Annotated in this window: 23 protein-coding genes; 7 read left to right on the top strand and 16 right to left on the bottom strand. The window is 38.3% G+C overall.

The genetic code is table 11. The annotated features are described in order from the left end of the window. Window positions 1-386 precede the first annotated feature (386 nt). From AC3WOM_RS17155 to AC3WOM_RS17180, 6 genes are all read right to left on the bottom strand, one after another. Window positions 387-941 (bottom strand): HPP family protein, encoded by a 555-nt coding sequence (locus AC3WOM_RS17155; RefSeq protein WP_492447713.1) that lies wholly within the window; start codon window positions 939-941, stop codon window positions 387-389. Between the two features lie 196 nt (window positions 942-1,137). Further along, a complete protein-coding gene (locus tag AC3WOM_RS17160; RefSeq protein WP_492447714.1) occupies window positions 1,138-2,499 on the bottom strand; it encodes an acetamidase/formamidase family protein in 1,362 nt (453 codons plus the stop codon). Window positions 2,500-2,577: 78 nt separating this feature from the next. Then, entirely contained in the window at window positions 2,578-3,192 is a 615-nt protein-coding gene (locus AC3WOM_RS17165) for a PH domain-containing protein (protein ID WP_427539621.1), read from the bottom strand. Between the two features lie 114 nt (window positions 3,193-3,306). Then, window positions 3,307-4,338, bottom strand: coding sequence for a DUF4179 domain-containing protein (locus tag AC3WOM_RS17170; RefSeq protein ID WP_492447715.1), 1,032 nt, complete (start codon window positions 4,336-4,338; stop codon window positions 3,307-3,309). Next, window positions 4,335-4,475: a sigma factor-like helix-turn-helix DNA-binding protein gene (locus AC3WOM_RS17175; RefSeq protein WP_492447716.1), complete on the bottom strand. Its 141-nt coding sequence runs from the start codon at window positions 4,473-4,475 to the stop codon at window positions 4,335-4,337. Before AC3WOM_RS17175 ends, AC3WOM_RS17170 begins: the two co-directional genes overlap by 4 nt. A gap of 9 nt (window positions 4,476-4,484) precedes the next feature. Beyond that, a complete protein-coding gene (locus tag AC3WOM_RS17180) occupies window positions 4,485-4,901 on the bottom strand; it encodes a sigma-70 family RNA polymerase sigma factor (protein ID WP_492447717.1) in 417 nt (138 codons plus the stop codon). Window positions 4,902-5,130: 229 nt separating this feature from the next. Between AC3WOM_RS17180 and AC3WOM_RS17185 the strand changes: the two genes are divergently transcribed. Together AC3WOM_RS17185 and AC3WOM_RS17190 are read left to right on the top strand one after the other, a co-directional pair. Next, on the top strand, window positions 5,131-5,853 hold the full coding sequence (locus tag AC3WOM_RS17185; protein WP_427539615.1) for a response regulator transcription factor: 723 nt from the start codon (window positions 5,131-5,133) through the stop codon (window positions 5,851-5,853). Next, window positions 5,850-7,238 (top strand): sensor histidine kinase, encoded by a 1,389-nt coding sequence (locus tag AC3WOM_RS17190; RefSeq protein ID WP_492447718.1) that lies wholly within the window; start codon window positions 5,850-5,852, stop codon window positions 7,236-7,238. The genes AC3WOM_RS17185 and AC3WOM_RS17190 overlap by 4 nt, the downstream gene beginning before the upstream one ends. Window positions 7,239-7,254: 16 nt before the next feature. Here the strand turns inward: AC3WOM_RS17190 and AC3WOM_RS17195 are convergent, their stop codons facing one another. The 7 genes from AC3WOM_RS17195 to AC3WOM_RS17225 form a co-directional block, all read right to left on the bottom strand. Beyond that, window positions 7,255-7,614 carry a YxeA family protein gene (locus AC3WOM_RS17195; RefSeq protein WP_427539609.1) on the bottom strand — a complete coding sequence of 120 codons (360 nt, stop codon included), beginning with the start codon at window positions 7,612-7,614 and terminating at the stop codon, window positions 7,255-7,257. Between the two features lies 1 nt (window position 7,615). Next, window positions 7,616-9,484 (bottom strand): FtsX-like permease family protein, encoded by a 1,869-nt coding sequence (locus tag AC3WOM_RS17200; protein ID WP_492447719.1) that lies wholly within the window; start codon window positions 9,482-9,484, stop codon window positions 7,616-7,618. After that, a complete protein-coding gene (locus AC3WOM_RS17205) occupies window positions 9,471-10,238 on the bottom strand; it encodes an ABC transporter ATP-binding protein (protein ID WP_492447720.1) in 768 nt (255 codons plus the stop codon). The genes AC3WOM_RS17200 and AC3WOM_RS17205 overlap by 14 nt, the downstream gene beginning before the upstream one ends. A gap of 208 nt (window positions 10,239-10,446) precedes the next feature. Next, window positions 10,447-10,923: a glutathione peroxidase gene (locus tag AC3WOM_RS17210; RefSeq protein ID WP_492447721.1), complete on the bottom strand. Its 477-nt coding sequence runs from the start codon at window positions 10,921-10,923 to the stop codon at window positions 10,447-10,449. A gap of 16 nt (window positions 10,924-10,939) precedes the next feature. Continuing rightward, window positions 10,940-12,274: an FAD-dependent oxidoreductase gene (locus AC3WOM_RS17215; protein ID WP_492447722.1), complete on the bottom strand. Its 1,335-nt coding sequence runs from the start codon at window positions 12,272-12,274 to the stop codon at window positions 10,940-10,942. Window positions 12,275-12,287: 13 nt separating this feature from the next. Further along, window positions 12,288-13,433, bottom strand: coding sequence for a VanZ family protein (locus tag AC3WOM_RS17220; protein ID WP_492447723.1), 1,146 nt, complete (start codon window positions 13,431-13,433; stop codon window positions 12,288-12,290). A gap of 294 nt (window positions 13,434-13,727) precedes the next feature. Continuing rightward, window positions 13,728-14,015, bottom strand: coding sequence for a DUF6509 family protein (locus AC3WOM_RS17225; RefSeq protein WP_492447724.1), 288 nt, complete (start codon window positions 14,013-14,015; stop codon window positions 13,728-13,730). A gap of 158 nt (window positions 14,016-14,173) precedes the next feature. Between AC3WOM_RS17225 and AC3WOM_RS17230 the strand changes: the two genes are divergently transcribed. Then, window positions 14,174-15,358, top strand: a complete 1,185-nt coding sequence (locus AC3WOM_RS17230; protein ID WP_492447725.1) for an alanyl-tRNA editing protein — start codon at window positions 14,174-14,176, stop codon at window positions 15,356-15,358. Between the two features lie 53 nt (window positions 15,359-15,411). Here AC3WOM_RS17230 and AC3WOM_RS17235 read toward each other — a convergent pair whose 3' ends face one another. Further along, window positions 15,412-17,433: a methyl-accepting chemotaxis protein gene (locus AC3WOM_RS17235; RefSeq protein ID WP_492447726.1), complete on the bottom strand. Its 2,022-nt coding sequence runs from the start codon at window positions 17,431-17,433 to the stop codon at window positions 15,412-15,414. A 295-nt stretch (window positions 17,434-17,728) separates the two neighbouring features. On the opposite strand from AC3WOM_RS17235, the gene AC3WOM_RS17240 reads away from it, so the two are divergent. The 4 genes from AC3WOM_RS17240 to tatC are packed head-to-tail and all read left to right on the top strand — an operon-like array spanning window position 17,729 to window position 21,295. Continuing rightward, window positions 17,729-18,475, top strand: coding sequence for a gluconate 2-dehydrogenase subunit 3 family protein (locus tag AC3WOM_RS17240; protein ID WP_427539583.1), 747 nt, complete (start codon window positions 17,729-17,731; stop codon window positions 18,473-18,475). A 17-nt stretch (window positions 18,476-18,492) separates the two neighbouring features. Continuing rightward, window positions 18,493-20,205: a GMC family oxidoreductase gene (locus AC3WOM_RS17245; RefSeq protein ID WP_492447727.1), complete on the top strand. Its 1,713-nt coding sequence runs from the start codon at window positions 18,493-18,495 to the stop codon at window positions 20,203-20,205. Between the two features lie 29 nt (window positions 20,206-20,234). After that, window positions 20,235-20,438, top strand: a complete 204-nt coding sequence (gene tatA, locus AC3WOM_RS17250) for a twin-arginine translocase TatA/TatE family subunit (protein WP_492447728.1) — start codon at window positions 20,235-20,237, stop codon at window positions 20,436-20,438. A gap of 11 nt (window positions 20,439-20,449) precedes the next feature. Then, a complete protein-coding gene (gene tatC, locus AC3WOM_RS17255; RefSeq protein WP_492447729.1) occupies window positions 20,450-21,295 on the top strand; it encodes a twin-arginine translocase subunit TatC in 846 nt (281 codons plus the stop codon). Window positions 21,296-21,310: 15 nt separating this feature from the next. On the opposite strand, the gene AC3WOM_RS17260 is transcribed toward tatC, so the two are convergent. Both AC3WOM_RS17260 and AC3WOM_RS17265 read right to left on the bottom strand, forming a co-directional pair. Then, window positions 21,311-22,126: a metallophosphoesterase gene (locus AC3WOM_RS17260; RefSeq protein ID WP_492447730.1), complete on the bottom strand. Its 816-nt coding sequence runs from the start codon at window positions 22,124-22,126 to the stop codon at window positions 21,311-21,313. A gap of 301 nt (window positions 22,127-22,427) precedes the next feature. Next, on the bottom strand, window positions 22,428-24,502 hold a 2,075-nt coding region (locus AC3WOM_RS17265), incomplete at its 5' end, for an InlB B-repeat-containing protein (protein WP_492447731.1).

The following is a 24,502-nucleotide window of genomic DNA, read 5'->3' on the forward strand; positions in this document are numbered from 1 at the left end:
CTCGTTTTGAAAAAGGGCTATACTTTTTAATTTGTCACCTTGATTTCATTGACATAATAGTATTTCAACAACATGAACCCATCTATTAGATAGTAACTTCTAATAGATGGGTTATAAATTTAATTTTCCTGAAAAAGATTGGCAAATGAGTTCATTGGGCAATTACTTATAAGTTGGTAGCCCATTTGTATTGTCACAATTCACTCAGTGCCTATGCTAGACAGTGCTAGCAGCATAATATACAACTTAGGAAAGTCATGTATAATTCACTAATATAATCGAGAAATTGACCTTCTCATAACAGTAGACGAGCAACCATTTAAATAGTTACAAAAAAATCTGTCAAATTTTTAATAACTCTGTAACAAATATGGGTTACACAAACTTTACCAGAATGAAGGATATTGTCGTGTTTCACGTAAATTATTAATCACTATACCAAAAAAGACAATAATTAATGCACCTATTAGTACAGGCATCACCAAATAGCTCCATCCATAGCCTCCTAAAATAATAATAATAGGATTCGCTCCTGCTGGTGGATGAATAATTCCTGTAATCGCCATTAAGAAAATCGTTAACCCTACACCAATGCTAATGGAAATAATACTTGTTCCTAGAAGAGAATATATAGATAAACCGATAAAGGCAGAAATAAAATGCCCTCCGATAATATTTCGCGGCTGAGACAATGGTGCATTCCAAACGATAAATACGAGGACACAGCTTCCTCCAAGTGAAGCCATTAGCCAGGGTGTCCCTGTGTAATTAGTCAGCCACAGTAGTACAAAAATACATATTAATCCTCCGACCGCACCTGTGAGAGCGTCAGCAAAATTTGTTCTTGAAGGTGCATGCCCTCCGCCCCTCATTTTATTGATATATGCTTTAATACTATTTGTTTTTTCTCTTTTTTCTTGTAAACGCACAAAGTCTGCCATGTGTCACCATCATTTCTATGTAAGAATTCTAATAGAACTATAACAATCTTTTAGCTATTTAGAGCTTGTTCTATTATAGCAACTAATCAATAGAAAACAATTTTTATTTGTCGATTTTTAGACAAAAATCTTTGCAACCCAAAAAAGCAAACCAGAAATAATTTTCATAGTTTGCTTTTGTGCTTATTTTTATCGATTAATCATATTGTTTTTTCACTGGTTTATAAATTCGTGCTTTTTTCAGTACCGTTTTCGGTACTTGGAAGGTTGCTGTTACCACTCCAGGATGACGACCAATTTCAATGGAACCTGTAATGGTTGCTCTGTTCATCACCTCTGGCTCACTCATCTCAAAGAGCTTTGCTGCACGACTTAATGCATTATTTGTTGCCTCATTTAATGATGTTCCAGAGCCAATAACTGATACAGGGAATGCCTCCTCCACCTGTTTAACGCCAAATTCCTCTGCAAGCTCACGAGCACGACGTTTTTCTTCCTTTGTAAAAGGTTTTGCTGTATAAGGCAGATCTTCAGTATTCGGCAATAAAATTGGACCTTCCAACGCAGTTTTTTTCAATACACTGACCTGAAGTTGAACGATACCAGCAACATCTGTAGTATGTCCTGCAATTTCACCATCACCTTGCATGGCGTGCATATCACCAATATAAACACCACCTCCAGGAACCTTAACTGGACAAATAATAGTTGCCCCCTCACGAACACGGCTTATATCCATATGCCCATCTGTACGATGTTTATCCAATTCCTCTTGTGTAAAGGCATATTCATGCGGTGCCCCAATTAAAAATGAACCAAAGTCACCTGCATTATGAGAGTCTGGCATAGCCTTGGATGGCGTAGTACCTAGTTGTCCTAAAAATGGACGCATTCTAGCCATCACCCCGATTAAATCACTTGGCGCTAATGCTACCACCGGATTTTGTATAGAATTCTCAGGTGTGCGCATATAATTTTTCGCATCCAGTGCAATACGACGTGCTCCTTCTCGACCAACAGTGACTCCAACATTCCCCTTATGATCAAATGCCATCGTGTAGCCATTGATCATTTTAAAAGGTGCCGTTTCTGTATTACATGTGGAACAGCGTATGGCATGCTGACCGATTCCCTTAACGATAGTGCTCGGATGAAGTTTTCCACAGCCTGGACATTTTACAGAGACGAACGGGTCACCAATAAATCGATCGTTAATCACCTCATCATGTCCAGATGCTGTTGCCAATGAAGTCACCTGAATGGATTTAATTTTAATGACAATGGCATCTCCTACCTCTGCTCCTTCTACAAATACAGGTTTTGTCACTTCATGTCCCCCGCGAATTGTAGGAGTCAGCATAGGTCCCCAGCAACCGGGTGTTGTATTAGCAATAATCGTTCCACCATCTTTAACAGGTCCAAGCATTTTCTGTGCAGGGTCTAAAATACCATCTATAAACTCATTTACGAATAATGTTTCGACGGCTTGCGGCGGCTGTTCAAAATTTTCATTTTCTATTCCTGCTTCTTTTTCTAGCACATGCAATTCGTTTGTCATTCTTCGTCACGCTCCTAGTTTGATTTTATGTATTTATGTTAAAAACGCTCTCCACAAATTGCAGAGAGCTATTCTTCCTTAATTGTTCATATATAGATCATAAACGTGTGAAAAATCTTCTTTTTTATATTTGTCCTTATGATCAATCATCCAGCTATTTGCAAAACGTGTAATTTCCTCGAATGATGTAGAAGGAGTGACATTATCATTTCCGATTCGCCCAATGGATGAGGAAGCAATCTGTAAGCTTTTTTCTGCTGCCTCTAACTTATAGGCATTTTGCTTTTGTTCATAGCTGATTGCATGTAACGCTTTATATAAGTCTTTAATATCATCAATAAAACGTTTATGAATGTCGATGGATAATGGAGAATTACCTATTGTAAACTTAATTTCGACATCAAGATCAATTGTTCCTGCTGTTTCGAGAAAAACTTCTGTAATAGAATACATAGAATAATCATAACGGCGCAGTAATCGCTTCTTGCTCATGGCGCTTTCACCATCAACATGAATAATCGCTCGATTGGTGAAGCAATACTCGTCTGCCTTCGTTTTAATTAAAAAATAAATTTTCTCGTCTATTTCATGCAAAATAAAATCATCTGCATCCGTTTTATCATAATCGTCACGAGGCACAACTACGCCAATATCCGACAATCCTAGTGCATCTGCTGCTATTTTTTTAAACACTTGCTTTCCCTCCTAGTTACTTGATACTCTCTTTACGATTTAAACTCTGTAAAAGTTTCAAAAGGCCTTTGTGCTTTAAAAGTGCACAAAGACCTTTATTTCTTTCATTAATAATTAATTTATTGGAAGTGTGACAGGGTCCATCTCCTTTATTTCCATACCTTTTCCAGAACCCAAGGAGAAATAGATCACTGGAACAAATGTAATGGACTTAGCGGATGAGTCAATAGCCTGGATAGTAGCACTGGATTTGTAGGAAATACCCTTATCACGACTTGTTGAGCCATTTCCATGCACTGTATACTTATTCCCAGCACCATCTTGTAGCTCATCAAATTGAACCGTCACTTCTGGCCATTTTTTCAGCAGTTCTTTATCAATTTCATATTCATAATGAATAATCGTGGACATATCATTTTTTCCAAGGGCTGTAAATCTAGCAGTGACATCATAGTTAGTAACAGTTTCATTTAATAACTGCAGCTCACCTGCAAGCCTTGAGACTTTAAATTGAAAGGCCCAATCCCCCTTTACCTTTTTATCTGCATTTACATTAAAAAAAGCCTGTGGCATCCAGCTTACCTCTACTTCCTCTGGTGCTTCTTTATCAAAATAGGGTGTGACATTTGCTAGCCCAACATATTTATTATCACTTATTTTTTCTAGTCGACTTCCTCCTCCCATAGCCTCAGAGCCTTTTATATCAATAAAATTACCTTGAATAAATGGATGGGACCCCAAATCTGTATCACTCTCCAGAGCAAAAGAAATCGTGAGGGAAGTACCATCAAAAACTGCATTTTCGATCATCATTGATATGCCGTTGCTAGTTTGAACCTGACCAATCTCTGTAGCGTAATTATCGAAATTTTCGAACATTGTGTCTTTATTATTAAAATAGCTAGCAATGTTTTTCATAAAAGGAATTTGTGAAGCTAGAGTAGGAAAAGCAGTTGTTACAGTTGTTACAGTGCCGATGCCAATGATTGCCGCAGCTGATAAATGACGTACCCATTTTGGTACACGCTTTTTACCTGTTTGCTTAAGAACCCTTTGCTTTAGTTTTACCTTTTGCTGTGATGACAATTCTAGTGGTTCTATATTTTCAATATCTAAACTTAACCAGTCTTTATAGCTTTTTGTCATATAAATACCTCCCTTAGCTTTATTGATGTAGCTAGCTTTTTCTTCCCTCGGTATAGCCGGTTTTCTACAGCTGCCTTTGATAAATGAAGTGTCTCTGCTATCTCAGTATTAGTCAGCTGTAAAAAATACTTCATCATAAAAATATCTCAATCTACACTTTCTAAGCAGCTAATTGCGAATAATAAATCATTTCGTCGCTCCTTTTTTAGAAATTCCTGCTCTGTCTCTTTTATATCAGGCTTTCGTGAAAGTTCCTCATCTCCCTTTTCTCGTGCTTGTTGTTTTTCAAGCTTACGAAAAATATCTATCGCTTTATATTTTGTTAGCATACCTATCCATTTTTTAAAATCTTCAGGCTGACCTTCAAATTGTTTAGCATTTTGCCAAATAGCTAAAAACACATCATTCACACATTCTTCAATAGCATCTTTATTGATGTTTGAAAGAATTTTATAAGCTATTGCATTCACGAAACTAGAATAATGCTCTATCACATAATCAAGTGCATCTTCTTTTTTATTTTGTAAACGGCTAATGAAATTTTTAGCAGTGCATCTCATCATTTCGCCTTCCTATAAATCTTTTGAAAAAGCTTTTTCACTAACTATATCGAAGCCAAAGTACTAAAACTCTCAACTTTTTAGACAATTTCTTTTATAATAATTTTCATAAATGAGCGTACTGTAAACTTAATGATTCGTTAATCATTGTTCGGCTTTCAAAAATTAAGACTATACGCTATCCTTAAATCTCTAAGATGATTATCAAAATAAAATGAAAGGGTGTGTCCCCATGCAAGAACCAACCATTTTAGTAGTGGACGATGAGGCTGATTTAGCCAATCTGCTAAAAGTCAGTCTGCAAAAGGAGGGCTATAAGCAAATTCATACCGCAGGCACTATTCAGGAAGCATGGAAGAGCTTTCAGCAGACGCAACCAAATATTGTGCTACTCGATGTCATGCTTCCAGATGGTGAGGGCTATGATTTATGTAGACGGATTCGAGAAGTATCGCATATCCCAGTCCTTTTTATGTCAGCGAAAAATGAGGAAATAGATAAAATCTTGGGGTTGGCCATTGGGGGCGATGATTATATTACAAAGCCCTTTAGTCCAAAGGAGGTTGCCTATCGCGTTAAGGCACAATTACGTAGAGCCGGCTACCAAACACAGGAGACAACACCGAGTATTGCCGAAAAAGCATTACAGGTTGGACCATTCCAGCTAAATGTTGATGAAACTGAAGTACACAAGGATGAAGTCTTATTGGAATTAACGGCTAAGGAAATTGGCTTAATGGCATGCTTTATGCATAATCCTAATCGAATTTTAAGTAAAGAGACGCTTTTTGAACGTGTGTGGGGAGAGGATTTTTTCGGCTCTGATAATACTGTAATGGTGCATATTCGACGTCTACGCGAGAAAATTGAGCAAGATGCCTCTAAACCTATGTTCATCACCACTGTAAAGGGACTTGGTTATAAATTCGTTATACCAAAAGAGGCACAAGGATGAGATGGAAATTAACAGCACGCTTCCTCCTTTCCGTACTATCTATTGTCATCATCGTTATTTTTGTCAATACTGCTATTCTTATTGGGCTCCTCATTTATCGGCTAGCAAATGAAAATGATAGCTTTGTTCCATCTACAGAAGAAAGCTTTGTACGGGATTTCCAAAAATATATTGATATAAGTAATGAAAAACCTTCAATAAGTAAAGAAGGACTTGAACACTTGCATCAGCGAAATGCTTGGATTCAGTTACTTGATGTGAATGGTCAAGTTATCGATTCCCAATTCGCACCAGAGAAAGCTCTTTCACACTATGCACCTATAGATTTAATTCAAGTATATAAATATAAGGAATTTGATGCTGATACTACTGTTTATGTTGGCAGTAAGGATGATGTAAATTATCTCATTGGTATTAAGGATAGTGGTGTTACAAGATTTGTTATGCATGTTTCTGGTACATCGTTTTTACAGTTCATTGGAAAATTTGGTTTATTTATTGTTATTGCTGATTTAATAGTCGCTACATTGGTTGGCTGGCTTTTTGGTCGTACATTAACTAAGCCACTATATGCAATGATAGAGCGTATTCGTCATTTAAAAAATCATGAGCATCAAACTGTTAAAATGCCTGGCGGTGTGTATAAACCTGTTTTTGAAAATTTAAACGAGGTATCAAGAGAACTAGCTGCACACGAGCAGGAACGCAAGCGACTAGAATTGATGCGTGAAGAATGGATTAGCAATGTCTCACACGATATGAAAACGCCTCTTGCCTCTATTCGTGGTTATGCAGAGCTATTAGATGATGAAACACTAGCTCCTCAAGAACAAGCTGAATATGCTCAAATCATTGAGAAACAGTCATTGCACATGCAAGATTTGCTAGATGATTTAAATTTAACGATGCGCTTAAGACATCAGCAGCTGCCGCTCACTCTAAGGGAAGTTGACATGGTGTCGTTTATTCGGGAGATTGTGATTGATACATTAAATACTCCACAATATGAGCTTGCCAATATTGATTTTGAGGCAGCCTCAAATAACAGCCAGCATCAAATTGATGAGCATTTTATGCGCAGAGCTATCATGAACTTTTTACACAACGCTCTACTTCATAATGGTTCAGATGTAACTGTTCATGTGTCTGTGGATGAGAATTCTATAACGATTTTTGATAATGGCAAAGGGATAGCAGCAGCAGATTTAGAGCATATTTTCGAACGCTACTACCGAGGTACAAATACAGAACAAACAACTGGCACTGGTTTAGGCACAGCTATTGCTAGGGATATTATTGAGGCCCACGGCGGAACTGTTACTATAACCTCAGATGAAGGAAAAGGTACAACCGTTACTATCTATCTAAAAATGGAGCAGTCCTAGTGGCTGCTCCTCTTTGTTATTTCATTAAATCCTGCACCTTAGTAGGTAGCTCATGGAATTTCACTTCATCATAGGAAGTGACTTCCGTTTCTTTTTTTACATATAGCTTTAAATAGGCATCATGGCGTAAATTTTTCTGAGCGGAGAACTTTAATGTTTGTTCTTCTCCATTTTTATTGTAAGTAGGTAGCTCATACCAATACATTTTAAAGATTTCTCCGCTATTTGCCTTATATTCTTCCACCTCTCCATCAGCCGTAATATGGACATAGTATGTGTCTTTATTTAAACGGTTAAAGTCTACAGTCATCAATACAACCAATCCTGCTACAAATAGGATAAACAATGCACCTATTCCTAAAAATATTTTTTTCATATTAATTCCCCTGTCTTACAATTTTATAAAATGCACGTACGGTAAAGATATAATAAATAAAGTAAATAGCTGAGTATGCAACCATCCACAGTATTACTGGCTTCGTAATATTCATACCAAACAACTGTGAAAATGCTAGTAACGCAAATGCACTATGCACAATACCCACGATAAGTGGTGCGCTAAAGATAACAGCCACCTGTCCAGCCACTGTCTTTAAGATTTGCTTACTATTCACTCCGATTTTATTTAAAATGGCATATTTCGCCTGGTCTTCCTCTGCTTCAGTTAAAATTTTGAAGTAAATAATACTACCTGTTGCCGCTAGGAAAACTAGACCTAGGAAGCTGCCAACAAACAATAGTGCACCAACTGTCGCTAAACTATCCTCATAGCTTTGCGGAACACTAGAGAAAGATTCTTGTTGTTCTGTCGGCAATTGCTTGAAAATGTCTTGTGAAACCGCCTGCTGCTTTAAATCATTGTCTAACCCAACAACCTGCATCTTTACCTCTTCGGCATCAGTTTCAGCGAACTCTTGATCATTTACAACAAGTACCGTTCCAGCTGCTATAAAGTTTAGTACGCTTTCTGTGTACATTTTATCTACGCGAAAGGAATCTCCGTTTTGTAGCTTAAAGTCTTCCCCAGTAAAATCATGTGAAAATCGTTCATCGTAGGCTGCATCAAGTAATACGGTTGATCCATCTGCAATGTGCAGTTCTTGATCCTTACCTTGGAATTTAGCTAAACGATTATAATCCGATTCCTTAAGTAATGTATATTCAAAAAACGAGAATTCATTATCGACACGTAAATTTTTCACAGCTAGTGATTCATTATATAAGACGTCTTTCCGAGTAAGTTCTACTGAATCGCCCTTCCACATAAATGTATTTGGCAGCATCTGTCGTACAGTTGCTTCTGCATTGTAATACATACCGAAGACACCACCGCCAGCAGTAATAGTTGTTGCACTTAAAATCGCAATGATCGACAACGATTTCGCATTTGCTCGGATGCGATACAATAGCTGTGAGACGCCTATTAAATTCAAGCCCTTCCATGACCAAGAGGTTGCTTTTTTTAATGCTGTGAGCACAAAGACACTTACACTATGGAATAGAAGATAAGTCCCTGCAATAGTTACTCCTATGACCATTAGCGGCGTACCTAAAACGGTGAAGAATCGCCAAATTTCACTCGAAAACATATCAGAGGCAGCTGTATAATAACCGAATGAAATGAGTGCTGTCCCAAGTAAAGCAGCTACTAAAGATGCACGTGGAATTTGCTCACCCTGTTTGTCAGCATGAAATAAATCAATCAGTTTAAATTGGTAAATAACACGATAGCCTTGTAAGGATGTGAATAAAAACAATAGTGTAAAAATACCAGTTGTATTAATTAGTGCTTCTACTGAAAAAGTTAGGCTTCCAACAACCTCATAGCCCATTAATCGTACTAAGATCATTAATAGACCCTGTGACATAAAGAATCCTAGAACGATACCGAGCACTAGAGAGACTAGTCCTATGACTAAGTTTTCGAAAAAGAGCATTAAGCCAATTTTTTGCTTACGCACACCCAGTAGTGAGTAGAGGGCTACTTCCTTTTTCCGTTTCTTCATAAAAAATGAATTAGAATATGCCATAAAGATGACAATGAAGAACAATAATACTACAGACGATGCACTCATCAATCCTTTAATTTGCTGAGAGGATTGTTTTAAGGCTGACAGATCATCATTATATTTTAGTGTCACAAACGTAAAGTAAATAACAATACTAAATACCATTGAGGCAATATATAAAAAGTAATTCGACAAATTGCGCTGAATGTTTTTACGCGCTAAGCTAAATAACGTCATTTACTCCACCCCCGATGCTAGACAGCACCTGCAAGATCTCTTGGAAAAATTGCTTCCTTGTTAGAGTCCCACGTTGAATTTCCTTAGAAAGCTGACCATCCTGAATAAATAGAATGCGCTGACAGAAGCTAGCTGCAAAGGCATCATGGGTAACCATCATAATGGTAGATGCTTGCGATTGATTTAAATTACTTAAACTTTCAAGCAAATCCGTTGCTGATTTTGAATCTAATGCTCCTGTAGGCTCGTCGGCAAAGATTAATTTTGGCTCTGTCACTAATGCACGTGACGAGGCTGTACGTTGCTTTTGTCCACCCGAAATTTGATAAGGATATTTATCCAATAAATCACTTATGCCAAACAAAGAAGCAATGCGATCAACTCTTGCGTTAATAGCCTTCGTTGGCATCTTTGCAATAGCTAGTGGCAAAACAATATTTTCTCGAACCGTTAAAGAATCAAGCAAGTTATAATCCTGGAAAATAAATCCTAAATTATCACGGCGAAAATCTGCTAACTCTGCATCCTTCATAAGTGCTAAGTCGGTATCACCAATAATAATTTCACCAGTCGTTGGCGTATCTATCGTAGCTAATACATTTAAAAGCGTAGATTTCCCAGCCCCCGAAGGACCCATTACACCAACAAACTCTCCTTTTTCTACTTCAAATGATATATTTGATAGCGCTGTAAAAGTATTTGCGCCTTTGCCGTAAGTTTTTTCAACGTTTTGTACCTTTAATAATGGCGTCATATACGCTCACCTCTTCTTTCTGATCTTAGTATACGACCCCAAACTTACAGCAATTTTGTCGCAAGCTTACAGCAACCTTAAATCCATTATGTGTTATCGAAAAGTTAATGCATTTTATCGAAACATTTCCCTCTCTTATCGCCCAATTTTTAATAAATATCGACATAAAAAAGAATTCACACACTGATTGTGCGTGAATCCTCCTAAACTATTGAGCTAAAACTTTCTTAATATCATCCTCAAAGCTATGTGGCTTATCTGCTGATGCGTAACGTCCAACAACCTCACCATCACGGTTCACAAGGAATTTTGTAAAGTTCCACTTAATGCTGTTGCCTAAAAATCCTTTGGAGTGAGAAGTTAGATAATCAAAAATAGGATGCGCTTCCTTACCATTCACCTTGACAATCTCATGCATTGGAAACTTAACTCCATATGTCAGTCGACATTGTGATGCCGCTTCTTCAGAAGTCGCAAGCTCTTGCTTAAACTGATTTGACGGGAATCCAAGGACAACAAGCCCTTCCTCCTGATATTTCTCATAGAGTCCTTCTAATTCCTCAAACTGCGGTGTAAAGCCACATTTTGAGGCTGTATTGACAATTAGCATAGGCTTTCCCTTATATTGTTCCAGGCTATAGATGGTACCATCCTCTAAAGTTACATTAATATCATAAATGCTCATTTCTCTACCTCCCTATTTATAAACGTCCATTCTTTCTTGCAATCTGCTGTAATGGATCCCAAACACCGTTAAATGGTGGTGCGTAGGCTAAATCTAAATCTAATAAATCGGGTAGTGTCATTTTACTGTATAAAGCTGTTGCAAAAACATCAATACGCTTATCAACACCAGAAGGTCCTACAATTTGAGCACCTAACAACAGTTGATCCCGCTTTCTCACAACAATTTTAATATACATTCGTTGAGCACCAGGATAATAACCTGCAATATGGCGAGCTGATAATTTAAAAGCCTCATAGTCAAATCCCAGCTCTTTTGCCTTCCGCTCATTAATACCCGTTGTAGCAATTGTTAGATTAAAAAATTTTAAAATTGAAGTACCCACTATGCCACGAAACGGTGCAAATTTACCAGACATATTGAGTCCAGCCAGCCGTCCTTGCTTATTAGCAGTAGTACCCAGCGGTATATAATCTAAACGTTCCTTGACAATATTAAATTGCGTAGCACAATCACCCGCAGCGTAAATATTTTCGATAGAGGTCTCTAAATGGCGATTAACAATGATTGCACCATTTTTCAACATCGCTATACCTGTTCCCTCTAAAAATTGTGTATTCGGCTTAATCCCTACAGCCATAATCACTAAATCCGTTTGGAAGGCACCATTATCTGTCACCACTTGTTCCACACGGTGCTGACCTTCAAACGCCTCTACTTTTGTATTTAGCAACAGCTCAATATCATTCTTTTTTGCCTCATCATGAACATGCTGGGCAAATTCTTCATCTAAAATTCTAGCAACATACCTGCTTCGTTGAATTAATCTTACCTTTTTACCACATGCATGAATGGTTTCAGCCATTTCTAGGCCAATATAGCCGCCACCTATAATAGTGACAGTTTCTATATCTGGTGTTAAATCGGCTAGTAAATCCTCTAGCTGAGGAATCGTTTTCACTGTGTGTATTCCAGCTAAATCGGCACCTTTTTTCACTGGCATAGTTGGATCTGCACCTGTTGCGATAAGAAGTTTATCATAGGGAAGTTCAAAAGCTTCTCCTGATGCCTGTGTACCAAAAACAAGCTGCTTGTCTACGTCTATTCTATTTACTTCATGACCTACTCGTGCATCAATGCCATACTTATCACGAAATGTTTCTACATCTCTTGCAATAAGCCGCTTTGTCGATGAAATACGTCCATCTACTACATAGGGCAATCCACATTGCCCGTAAGAATAAATAAACCCGCGCTCTAAAGATGTAATCTCTGCACCTGGTACATTTCGATATATTTCCATTGCTGCTGACATTCCAGCAGCATCTCCCCCGATGATTACGTATTTCATTCAACAATCCCCCTTATTTTTTTCTCGTCGCCACCAATCCAGCATATTCATCAATAAACAGATGATGTTTCCCCCCACTTATTAAGACACGAGCTACATGTATGACAATTATAAGCCTAATAAGTAGTGCAGCCATAAATGCTACCAATGTAATTACTATTTGTAGCACATAGAAGGGTGAATCCATATTTAGCTTAATTTGCCCTAAAATCGCAATCATCTCTAATAGACTAATCGTTGCTAATATTGCGAAGCAGCGTCGCCATGTGTTCTGAATAATACCTTTGCCCTTTACACTTGTCATCGTAAAGCGTAGAACCTTCATACCAATGGTTGCACCACCTGTAATAGTCGGAACTAGACCAAATAGCAGCATATACAATAGGAACTTTAAAACAAATTCAAAAATGCTATTATTGGGTACTACCACCCCTGTTACAATCAAAATAAGCTGCGCAATAAATAAATCAATAATAATGGCTAGCAAAATAGATAGTGGTTTGACGATATCACTTTTTGCAATTTCTGCTGCCTTTGCCTGTACTGCCTCATGAGAAGGAAATAGCGCCCATACGATAGGTGCTAAAAAGAATCCTAGCCATGCACCAACGCTATTAAGCATTAAATCATCTACATCAAAAATACGGTACGCACAATTAAAGATGCCATAAACTCCTGTAACCTGAGTTACCTCATAAAACAATGTTAGCAAAAAGCTAATGATAAATGCACGTTTCCAGTACTCTCTTTTTTTAAGAAAATAACGCAAGTATATCCCGAATGGCATAAGTAATAAGAAATTATAAAATGCTTGAAAAAATGCTGGTTGCTTCGTTATATAAAGCCATGTTGAGGGACTCGTCAAAACTATTCCACTATCCTTTAAAATATCCCTAATAAATTGAAATGGGCGTAAATTGTAGTGAACAGTATCCGCAGCTTGTAGCGAACAAGTATCACGAGTTGAAGGAAGCGGTAATAGGACTAAACACAATGCTGATAAAAAGTAAAAAATAAAGGAGAACATAATAATCGTTTTAGATATAGATAAATAACCATATTTTCGATACGTATAAATTAGCCAAGGTATAAACAAAGCAAAGGATAAAAAAATGGTTATGAGAAAAGCCACCATAATCGATTGTGTATAAATAGACATAAAAGCACCTCTTCGTTTTAAATTCCCGTTAATGTTAACGCTAAAACTTAGTCTACCCCTTGAACTCAACACTACTATTTCAGCAATCTTAAATAATTCTTAAATCAATTAAGCCCCAACGTAATTGCGCTTGAAAGGCTCATCTTCAAAATCCGTGACATACATCGGGAGCTATGGGCCAATGTGATGTTGGCCACTCAGTCGTGTGTTGCTGTCGCACAGTAATAATCTGCTGAATGAAGATAAAAAAACAGGTAAAGAGTTGTTCTTTACCTGCATCCTTTAAATGAGTTATTAAGCTTTTGCTAATTCCTCTTTGCAGAAGGCTAAAATTTCATTTAACTCTTCATCCTCTAATGCAAAATCTAAATACTCGCCCTCTGCCTTTTCCATAACAAAGTAGTTTAAAATAAATAGTTCTTCACCTTTTTCAGCGATTAGTACTCGTACTTCAATACCTGCTTCGTGGTAAAGCTCATCTTCTTCGTCAACTTCCACGTCTAAAATAAACTCGTAACGCTTACCCTCAATAATGTTTGTTGGATCTAAAATTTCTTCCATTGAGAATTGTGTAATTTCCATAATACTAGCTCCTTTATGTTAACCTGTTCTTTTATATATTAAATCAAATTCAGCATGGGTCAACTAGAAAACTCGTATACACCTATCCTTAATTATGACACAATAAATTTAGAGAGATGCTTCTCTTACGGATACACTACATAAAAGGAGGCTTTTTCTTGAAGGAGCTATTATATTACCAAGACGTGATGCTGCGAGAATTTGATGCGACTGTTAGCAGTAATGGAACTGATGAAAATGGTCGAGACTTCATCGTGCTTTCAAATACTACATTTTATCCTACGGGTGGTGGACAACCGCATGACACAGGGACCATAAATGGTATTGAGGTTATTGATGTTGAAAAGGTGGGCGATGAAATAAGACATTATATTCAGGGTGACGCTTCTATTTTGACTGGAGATGTGCAAGGACAAATAAATTGGCAACGACGCTTTGATCATATGCAGCAACATGCGGGGCAGCATATTTTAACAGCGGCTTTTGTCGAACTGTTTAATATACAGACTGTCAGCTTCCACTTAGGCAGTGAGCAGGTCACAATTGATCTGGCTGTGGATTCAATTTCTGAAGAACAGCTTTTAGCAGCTGAAGCTCTTGCCAATGATATTATTTTAGAAAATCGTCCAATTGAAACGACGTGGATTACAGAAAATGAACTGGAGAATTATAATCTACGTAAAGATGTAGCAGTTACTGGAGATATTCGACTAGTAATTATTCCGAATTTTGATTATAACGGTTGTGGCGGGACACACCCAACCTCCACAGGACAAGTTAACGCAATTAAAATTCTTAGCACTGAAAAAATGAAGGGCAATATTCGCGTCTCCTTTGTGTGCGGTCAGCGGGTTTTAAAAGAGCTTGCCGTGCGTAAAAAAGTACTAGCTGATGTGGCAAGGCAGTTAAGTGTACCCGAAGTTGAAGCCGCTACTGCGCTTGCTAAAGTTTTATCAGTACAGAAAAATACGGAAAAAGCACTTGTTCATGCAAAAGAAGAGCTACTCCAGTTTGAAGCAAAGGCGCTCATTTCCAATAACAACCACATTATTGCTGTAGTCTATACTCAACGTACGATGCAGGAGCTACAAAAGTTAGCACGTATGATTGTTACTGAGCAGGCAGATACTATCGTACTTCTTGTTGCTGAAACTGAAGACAAGCTTCAGTTTGTTGCAGCAAGAGGTGCAGCAGCTGAAAGAAGTATGAAAGATATAGCTGCAAAGATTTTGCCGCTCATAAATGGAAGAGGTGGCGGTAATGATCAAATGGTTCAGGGCGGTGGAGAGCATATAATCTCTACCGAAGAACTCCTTAAAGCCATGCAAGATGTGCTTATTTAACCTTTTAAAACAAAAGAGGAGCTGTCTTATCATCACGACAGCTCCTTCATCTTTTAAAGTTTAAATTTCTGGGTAGCCCCATACAATCGTTTTGCCATTTCAGAAAGTTTAACAGTTTGATGATTCATCATTTCCACTGTTTTCATTTGCTCTGTTGTAGCATCTGTCACTTCATGCACATAGTCACTTGCTGCATGAGCTGTTGCTGCCATCTCCTCCATCGAAGCTGACACTTCCTCTGTATTCGCAGACATTTGTTCAGCCGAAGCATTCATTTCCTCAATTTGACTAGAAATTTCACCAACTGCATGTACCATTTCATCAAAACGCTCACCCAAAGTCTCAATAGATTCTAATCCACGATCAACATTTTCCTCACCCAATTCAGCAGCTTTCACTACTTCTAATGTGTAGGACTGTACTCTTTCTATAAGTACATTAATCTTTGTGGCCGATCCAGCTGTTTGCTCTGATAGCTTGCGAACTTCTTCTGCTACAACTGCAAATCCTTTCCCCGCATCTCCTGCGCGTGCTGCTTCAATCGATGCATTTAGTGCCAATAAATTCGTTTGGTCAGAAATATCCGTAATCATTTTTGAGATTAAACTAATTTCTTCAGACTCTTGTTCCAGTTTACGAATGATTTCTAGTTCTATCGCAGTACCCTGTTGAATTTCATTCATTCGTGTAATGGATTGTTGAACTGCTTCGTTACTTTCGCTAATTTTCTGGGAAATAAATTGCGTATTTGAGGCAATTGTAGAAGCCACCTCTGCGACATTTTGAACCCCTAATGCCATTTGTTCCATAGCTGATGCGCTTTCCTCTGCCATCGCTGTTTGACTTTGTGCGCCACGATCAACCTCATTTATTGCCCCAGCTATTTGCTTAGATTGTTTGGTTACAGCATGCACATCTTCCATTAAATCGCATGAGGCTTCATTAACCGAAGTAGCTTCTTGACCTACCTGCGAAATCATTTCCCGCATATTGTTTGTCATTTGGTCTAATGCTCTTGACATTGTCCCCATTTCATCAAGTCGTCTTAAATATTTATCAGGTATTTCCTGAGTAAAGTCACCTTCAGATAGCCCCTCAGTAATGCGTAAAACATGACGAAGCGGCTTACTGACTGATCGCGAAATTGCAAACGAGATAAGTAGTCCTAGTATAGAGACAACAATAGTTGTGATGATGAAGTTGGTTTTCAAACGTGAAAGACCTGACATCATTTCACCCTCCAGTGCAATAACACCCATTTTCCAGCCGTTATCTAAAGTGTGATATCCTAAAAGATTGGTTCCTGTTTCATCATTTTCAAAGGAAAAGTATCCTTGAGTATGATCAACCATTTCTTGTGCTGCTAATGCCCTTCCTGTCATTTCTCCAGATTCTTCAGCGACTTGAATCGGATTATATTGCTCTTTTACATAATCGTGATTGTTATGACCGATAATAGTGCCTTTTGCATCTAGCATGAAAGCATAGCCATTATCCCCTACTTTTATGTCCTCAACGATTTTCGACAAATAGTAACCATCAATTCGAGCCAATAATAATCCCTTTTCACCTGTAATTGTATCGATAGGTGAAACGATTAAAATAACTGGTTCACCTGTTACACGACTTATCATTACATCAGACATAACAGACTTGCCTGTAAACCCTTCCTTTACATATTCACGATCCCCTAAATCAGCTGTCGTATCATCTAAATAGTGTGCAATCCCATCAGCAGTTATAATTCCAAATCCTAAATAATTCTCATTATCTGCAAGACGCTTCGTTAAATACTTCTTTTGATCTTCAAAATTCATACTACGAATTACTTCCTGCTCAGCAATTGCCTCTACCTCCACTAAAGTTAATTGGAAGTGCTCCTCTATGTATTTTGACACATCTGCCGCCCTAGATAATAAATTAGATTCAACCTGCTCATCCACTGCTTTCGTACTACTAATCATGGTAGATGCACCAAGCGTTCCACACGTTACAAATACTAGAACTATAATTGCGACAACTAGTTTACCACCTATACCTTTAATCCACATATTCTCTTTTCTCACATCTCCCATATTTAACATCATTTTAGTATTTTTTTGTCCTTCTTCTTCAGAGTAAGGTCACAAAAAGAAGAAGTCAATAAAACTTTTCCAATAAGAATAATAAATGTTTAATACTGGTATTTACACTACCGTTATAGTGCTTACATTTCTGAACAAATTATTCACATATTTTCTTAATTGCATTCGAATGGTTTTTGCCACTGGATAGAAATTAAATTTTTTCCAATGGGTTTGATTATAATTTACTTTTTTTGCTGATTATAAAAGATAGGAAAGTTTCTATACATTTGAGGGGAGGATTTCCATGAGTTCAGAAAACAATGTTTCACGTCGAGATTTTTTAAAAACAACAGGGATTGCAGCAGGTACATTAGTCGGTGGTGGAATAATCGGAGGACTTGTAGGCTATAACCTACCAGGCAAGGGAACTTCCACACTAGAGCATGGTCAACATGGCACTACGAATGAAGCGCTTGGCTCACCAAAAGCGAAAATGTTCTTTATGAATCAAAGAGATTTCAATATTTTATCAAATGCTACTGAACGTATTTTTCCAGAAGATGATTTAGGTCCAGGAGCAAAAGGCTTAGATGTTCCTTACTTCATTGATCATCAACTTGCAGGACAATACGGAAGTAACTCTAAAGAATATATGCATGGTCCGTTTGCTGAAGGGGCCCCAACTCAAGGCTACCAAAGTCGCTTAACACGAGGAGAAATTTTTAAGCAAGGAATCCAAAAATTAGAAGCAGAGGCTCAAAATCGCTATAAAAAAAGCTTCAATGATTTAGATGGCAAACAAATGGATGAAGTTTTAACGGCCTTCCAGAAAGGTGAGGTTCAAATGAGTGGTGTAACCTCTGCATTCTTCTTTACTTTATTGCGTGCAGCAACATTGGAGGGGGCATACTCTGACCCTATGTATGGTGGAAATAAAAATATGGATGGCTGGCGTATGAAGAACTTCCCTGGTCATCAAATGGCGTATGTATCACAAATTGAAGATCCTAAATTCCAAAAAATTGAGCCTAGTTCATTAGGCGGTCATTAACAGAAGGAGGCTTGCAAATGGCAACAACATTACCGAGCGTAGACGTTGTAACAGTCGGTGTAGGTTGGACTGGCGGCATTGTCGCTGCAGAATGTTCGAAAGCTGGATTGAAGGTCGTTGGCTTAGAGCGTGGACAAAAACGTGGGACAGAAGATTTTTTGAGTATCCATGACGAGTATCGTTATGCAATTCGATATGATTTAATGCAAAACCTATCAAAAGAGACGGTCAGTTTCCGAAACAATCGCAACATGAAGGCATTACCTATGCGTCAGCTAGGCTCCTTCTTACTTGGCGAGGGGCTTGGGGGCTCTGGCACACACTGGAACGGTATGACATATCGCTTCTTACCCTACGATTTTCAAATTAAAACATTAACGGACAAGCGCTATGGCCCAAATAAACTCGGACCTGACTATCTAATTCAGGATTGGGGATTAACATACGATGAGCTGGAGCCCTATTTCGACAAGTTTGAAAAAACAGCAGGTATTTCTGGAGATGACAAAAACCCATTTAGTGGAAAACGTTCAAATCCTTATCCTACAGGACCTATGAAAATGACACCGATGCTTGAACAATTTGAAAAGGCAACAAAAAAACTTAAGTTATCGCCCTATATGCTTCCTTCTGCAAACGTATCAGAGGTTTATAAGAACCCTGATGGTGAAACGATTAATGCTTGCCAATATTGTGGATTTTGTGAGCGCTTCGGCTGTGAATATGGAGCAAAATCATCTGCGGAAATAACGGTTGTACCAACTGCCTTAAAAACAGGTAATTTTGATTTACGCTATAACTCCAACGTTGTAGAAATCCTCAAGCAAGGCAATAAAGTAACTGGTGTTAGATATATCGATACGATATCTGGAGAAGAATTTATTCAGCCAGCAAATGTTGTTGTTCTTACAAGCTACGTCTTTAATAACGCCAAGTTATTAATGGTTTCTAATATTGGGGAACGCTATGATCCAGCTACTGGGAAAGGGACGCTTGGAAGAAATTATTGCTATCAAATACTTCCTGGTGCTGCAGGATTCTTCGATGAGCAGTTTAACACATTTATGGGGGCTGGCTCCCTTGGTGTGAGTGTGGATGACTACAATGGGGATAATTTCGACCATAGTGACTTAGATTTTATTCATGGTGGAAGTATAGCACTTACTCAAACAGGAGCACGCCCTATCGGTTCAAATCCAACTCCTCCTGATACCCCAACATGGGGACCCGAGTTTAAAAAGCAGTCTATTCACTACTATACACGCTCATTCGGTATTGGTGCTCAAGGTGCTTCCATGCCACATAAAGAAAATTATCTAACTCTTGATTCAACCTATAAGGATGCTTACGGTTTACCTCTAATACAGCTAACGTACAACTTTACGGATCAGGATCGTGCACTTCATAAATATATCTCGGCTCGTGCCGCTGACATTATGAAGGAAATGGGCGCAAAAACGGTAGTCCCAAATGCTGAAATCTCTGATTACAATATTGTACCGTATCAAACAACACATAACACAGGCGGAACCGTTATGAGCTTAAAGCCAGAGGACGGGGTTGTTAATAATTATCTTCAGCATTGGGGTGTAGAGAATCTATTTGCTGTTAGTGCCGGAAACTTTGCTCACAATGGTGGTTATAACCCTACAGGTACGTTAGGTGCACTAGCATATCGTTGTGCAGAGGGTGTTGTGAAATATAGTAAATCAGGTGGTTCGCTAGTATAAAAAATATAGTAATTAAAGGAGGCGAGACTGTGGGAGGTCTTGGAGCAATTGGAATACCTGGACTAATTATTATTTTAGTCATTGTTTTAATTGTATTTGGTCCGAAGAAACTGCCAGAGATTGGCGGTGCTGTTGGCAAAACGTTTGCAGAGTTTAAAAAATCCACAAAGGGGCTTATGGATGACGATGATGAGCAAACGAAAAAACCCGAAAAAAAATCTGATGCTTCGTAGGAGGTGTTCCTATGGATCCATATGAAGATAGAAAAAGAAAATATTTAAGTCCCCTTGATAAGAAAGAAACTGAGCCTCTCACACCTGTGGAGGCTTTTGTTGAAACTCCAACTGAAACAATTGAACAGGCTATGTTAATCGATGAACCACTTTTTCCAATGGCTTCATTGCTTGAGCATATTACAGAATTACGAAAGCAAATTATTAAAGGACTAATCGTATTTATTCTATTTTTTATTGTTGTATTTTCTACAATTAATATTTGGTTTCCTTATGTAACTCGGGGTCATTCGCTTATTATTTTAGGCCCGTTAGAGGTAGTCAAATTCTACATGACAATCTCCACCACACTTGCCTTTGGTTTTTCTATGCCATTTCTAGTTCATTTTTTGTGGAGCTTCGTAAAGCCAGGTTTAAAGGAGGAAGAAAGTCGCTTTCTTGGACTCTATGCTCCTGTCATGCTTGTACTCTTTTTAATGGGGATAGCCTTCGGTTATTTTATTGTAAATCCACTTAGCTACACATTCTTAGTGAGCATCGGAGCCGCTAATTTTGATGTCATGGTGTCAGCAAATGAATATATGCATTTTTTAGTGATGACAACTATACCACTCGGACTACTCTTTGAATTACCAATCGTAGCCCTGTTTTTATCGTCCATTGGTGTACTCACAGCTGAATCTATGAAAAAAATCCGTGGCTGGTCTTATATTGGGATGGGCGTTGGTTCAGCAGTCATCACACCACCTGATTTTATTAGTCAGCTTCTTGTACTAATTCCGATGATTATTTTATATGAAATAAGTATTTATCTTGTGAAACGTATTGAACGAAAACAAATAGAAAGCACTGCGTAGCATAAACGCAGTGCTTTATTTTTTCTTTAATTCCATTACGACAATTTCTGGTAGATTAAAAATTCGAAAAGGTACAGAACTATTCCCTAATCCTCGGCTAACGACCATCGTTGTAGAATTTTCTTCATATACACCTGCCGTATATTTTGGGAATAATCCCTGGCCCCTAGCGAAGATACCGCCAATACCGGGAATACGAACCTGTCCACCGTGAGCATGTCCCGCAAACACTAAGTCAATTCCATAATTTACATACGTTTTAAACACTTCTGGTCGATGTGCTAGTAAAATGGTTAGAACATCTGGTTGTACATGCTTTGTTACCATCTCCAGCATGTCTTCTGTAGTTCTACCCATTAACGGATCTTCTATCCCAACAATCGCTAAGCGCTCCCCGTCGCGCTCAATAAATGCAGATTCATTGGCTAACACATGTACACCTAACGATGAGAGCACCTCATAAATTTCGCTTACCTTATTAGTTGCTACTTCATGGTTTCCAAGTACATAGTAGACATCCGCCAGTTCCACTAATCCCCTAACCGCCTGCAAGCTTCGCTCTAAATCATAACGATTACTGTCAATTAAATCACCTGTGATAAAAATCAGGTCAGGATTTGTTGTCTTCACCTTTGCTATGAGTTTCTCTTGCTGTTCACCAAAGAGAGCATCCTGTAGGTCTGTTATTTGGGTAATACGTAGCCCATCGAAGCCAGCGGGCACTTTTTCCGATTCGAATACATGCTTGCTGACAACCAGCCAATGATTGTTTACGTACAAAAAAATGACTATAAAAACAAAAAACAAAACTACATATAATAATTTTTTCAATCGCAATCGCTCACCCTGTGGCTACTTATTCAGAATAATTCTGACTCTCCTATTATAAGCAAAAAACAAAGTACATGCACTTAGAATACTCAATTTATCTATCTCAAATTCATTTTGCCTATATTTATTTCCTAATTTTTCACATGATATACTATGGGCAGGTTATTTTATATGCTGAATTAAGTAGATAAAGGAACAATGGTATAGATAAAAGGGGTTCTGGATATCAGTTACTCTTTGAATAATAAAGATGAAAAAGCACGCCAATCTGTTAAACATTGACGTGCTCCTATTTTATATGCTATTTTTTTGCAGCTTCTTGAATTTCATAAAATGCCCAATGCTTGGGAGGGACATCTGTAAATAGTGGTGTTTGTGCTTCTGACGTAACCTGACGCTCAAACAATCGGTTTAATACCTTCACCGCCTGTGCACGGGTTAAGAATCCATCTGAATTGAAAGTATCTTCCGTTACACCTGTCATAATCCCTGTTGCATTGACAATATCAATTGCTTTAGCTGCCCAATGATTTGCACTAACATCTTTGAATACTATGCTTTGTGAAGCTGATATACAGAATGCAGCATTTGAATTTTCAGCACAATGCTGCTCTATCCAACGGGCAGCTACTGTTGCCATTTGTGCACGAGTAATGGAACCGTTTGGATTAAAGCTAGTAGCTGTTACACCTTTAAATAATCCTGCTCCTTTGACAAACTCTATGGCATTTTTTGCATCATGCTGCAACGTATCTGTAAATGTTGCCTCTGCCTGTGGAACTGCATTTCCCGTTAAATGACGGGCAAACATACTCGCCATTTGAGCTCGTGTAACTGGAGCATTCGGGCGGAATGTGCCGTCAGAATAGCCTTGGATATAAGGTGTATGTGTGGTATGAACAGGAGTTGGTTCCGCCACTTTTTCCTTCTCTGGTAAATAAAGAATAGAGAAGGTCGAGAATTTATGAACCTCAAACTGCAAGCCAAGCACACCTTTTTGATACTCTACAATTTTCCCACGCAAGACTTCTTTTGTACCATCACTATGCTCAATATAGATAGCAAGATGATCAAGCTGTTCCTGTGTTAAATCTTTAGGTAAAGGTAAGGTTAATGTGACAGCATGGCTTTGCATATTTGTTTCAATGGTCATTGGACGACCAAGCAACTCTACAGCTGTACTTTCTACCAATTGCTGCACCACGGTTTCCCTTTTCGCTTGTTCTTTGATCTCCAGCTGTTTATCCTGCCCTTTTATAGGAACAAGTCGGAAATAAAGATCATCTTTAAACATTTCCAATGAAGTTTTAGGCACTTCAATTCTGACGTTATCTGTGACAATTTCAAGATGAACTGCACCAGTTTGTAGTAGTGTCACCACATTATTTGGTATAGACACATGGATTTGATTTACTTGATCCTGCTGGTCTGGAATGATAATCCGTGCTTTATCATTTCCTTGTTCCTTTAATTTTCTAATCGTCTCTGTTGCGCTCTCTGGTGTTAATGTCACTTCATCCTTCATAGTGTTATCTACATCTTTTGTTCGTTTTATCGTTGTTTTAGAAACTAGGTCACCATCACCCGACTCTACATCTACCACAATTTCCTCTACATTGGATGAAGGTGTTGTTGAACCTGATTCAGGATTCGGTGACGGATTAGTACTGCCACCACCTGTGTTACTACTAATCCATTTAGCATAAATACTTGTGTTCGCTGTAATTGTATTATCAAAATTATATGGCGTGGTGTAGGTATCACTTGTATACCAGCCCCCAAATGTATAGCCAGCTTTCGTTGGCGCTGGCGTCGGCTGACTTGCTTTTCCTCCATTTGCCACCGTCTGATTCGATACAGCGCTTCCTCCAGCTACATCAAAGCTCACTGTATGCATCACAATCACTGGATTCCATTTTGCATAGATCGTTGTATCTGTTGTAATTAAACTGTCAAAATCAAATGGTGTTGTATAGGTATTACTTGTATACCAGCCATCGAATGTATGACCCGCTTTTGTTGGCACTGGCGTCGGCTGACTTGCTTTTTCCCCATGATCTATCGTTTGATTCGATACGGTACTTCCTCCAGCTACATCAAAGCTCACTGTATGCATCACAGTCACTGGATTCCATTTTGCATAGATCGTTGTGTCTCCTGTAATTACACTGTCAAAATCAAACGGTGTTGTGTAGGCATTACTTGTATACCAGCCATCGAATGCATAACCCGCTTTTGTTGACGCTGGCGTCGGCTGACTTGCTTTTTCCCCATGATCTATCGTTTGATTAGATATGGCACTTCCTCCAGCTACATCAAAGCTCACTGTATGCATCACAGTCACTGGATTCCATTTTGCATAGATCGTTGTGTCTC

This window comes from Lysinibacillus sp. FW301-JW8 (assembly GCF_058788755.1).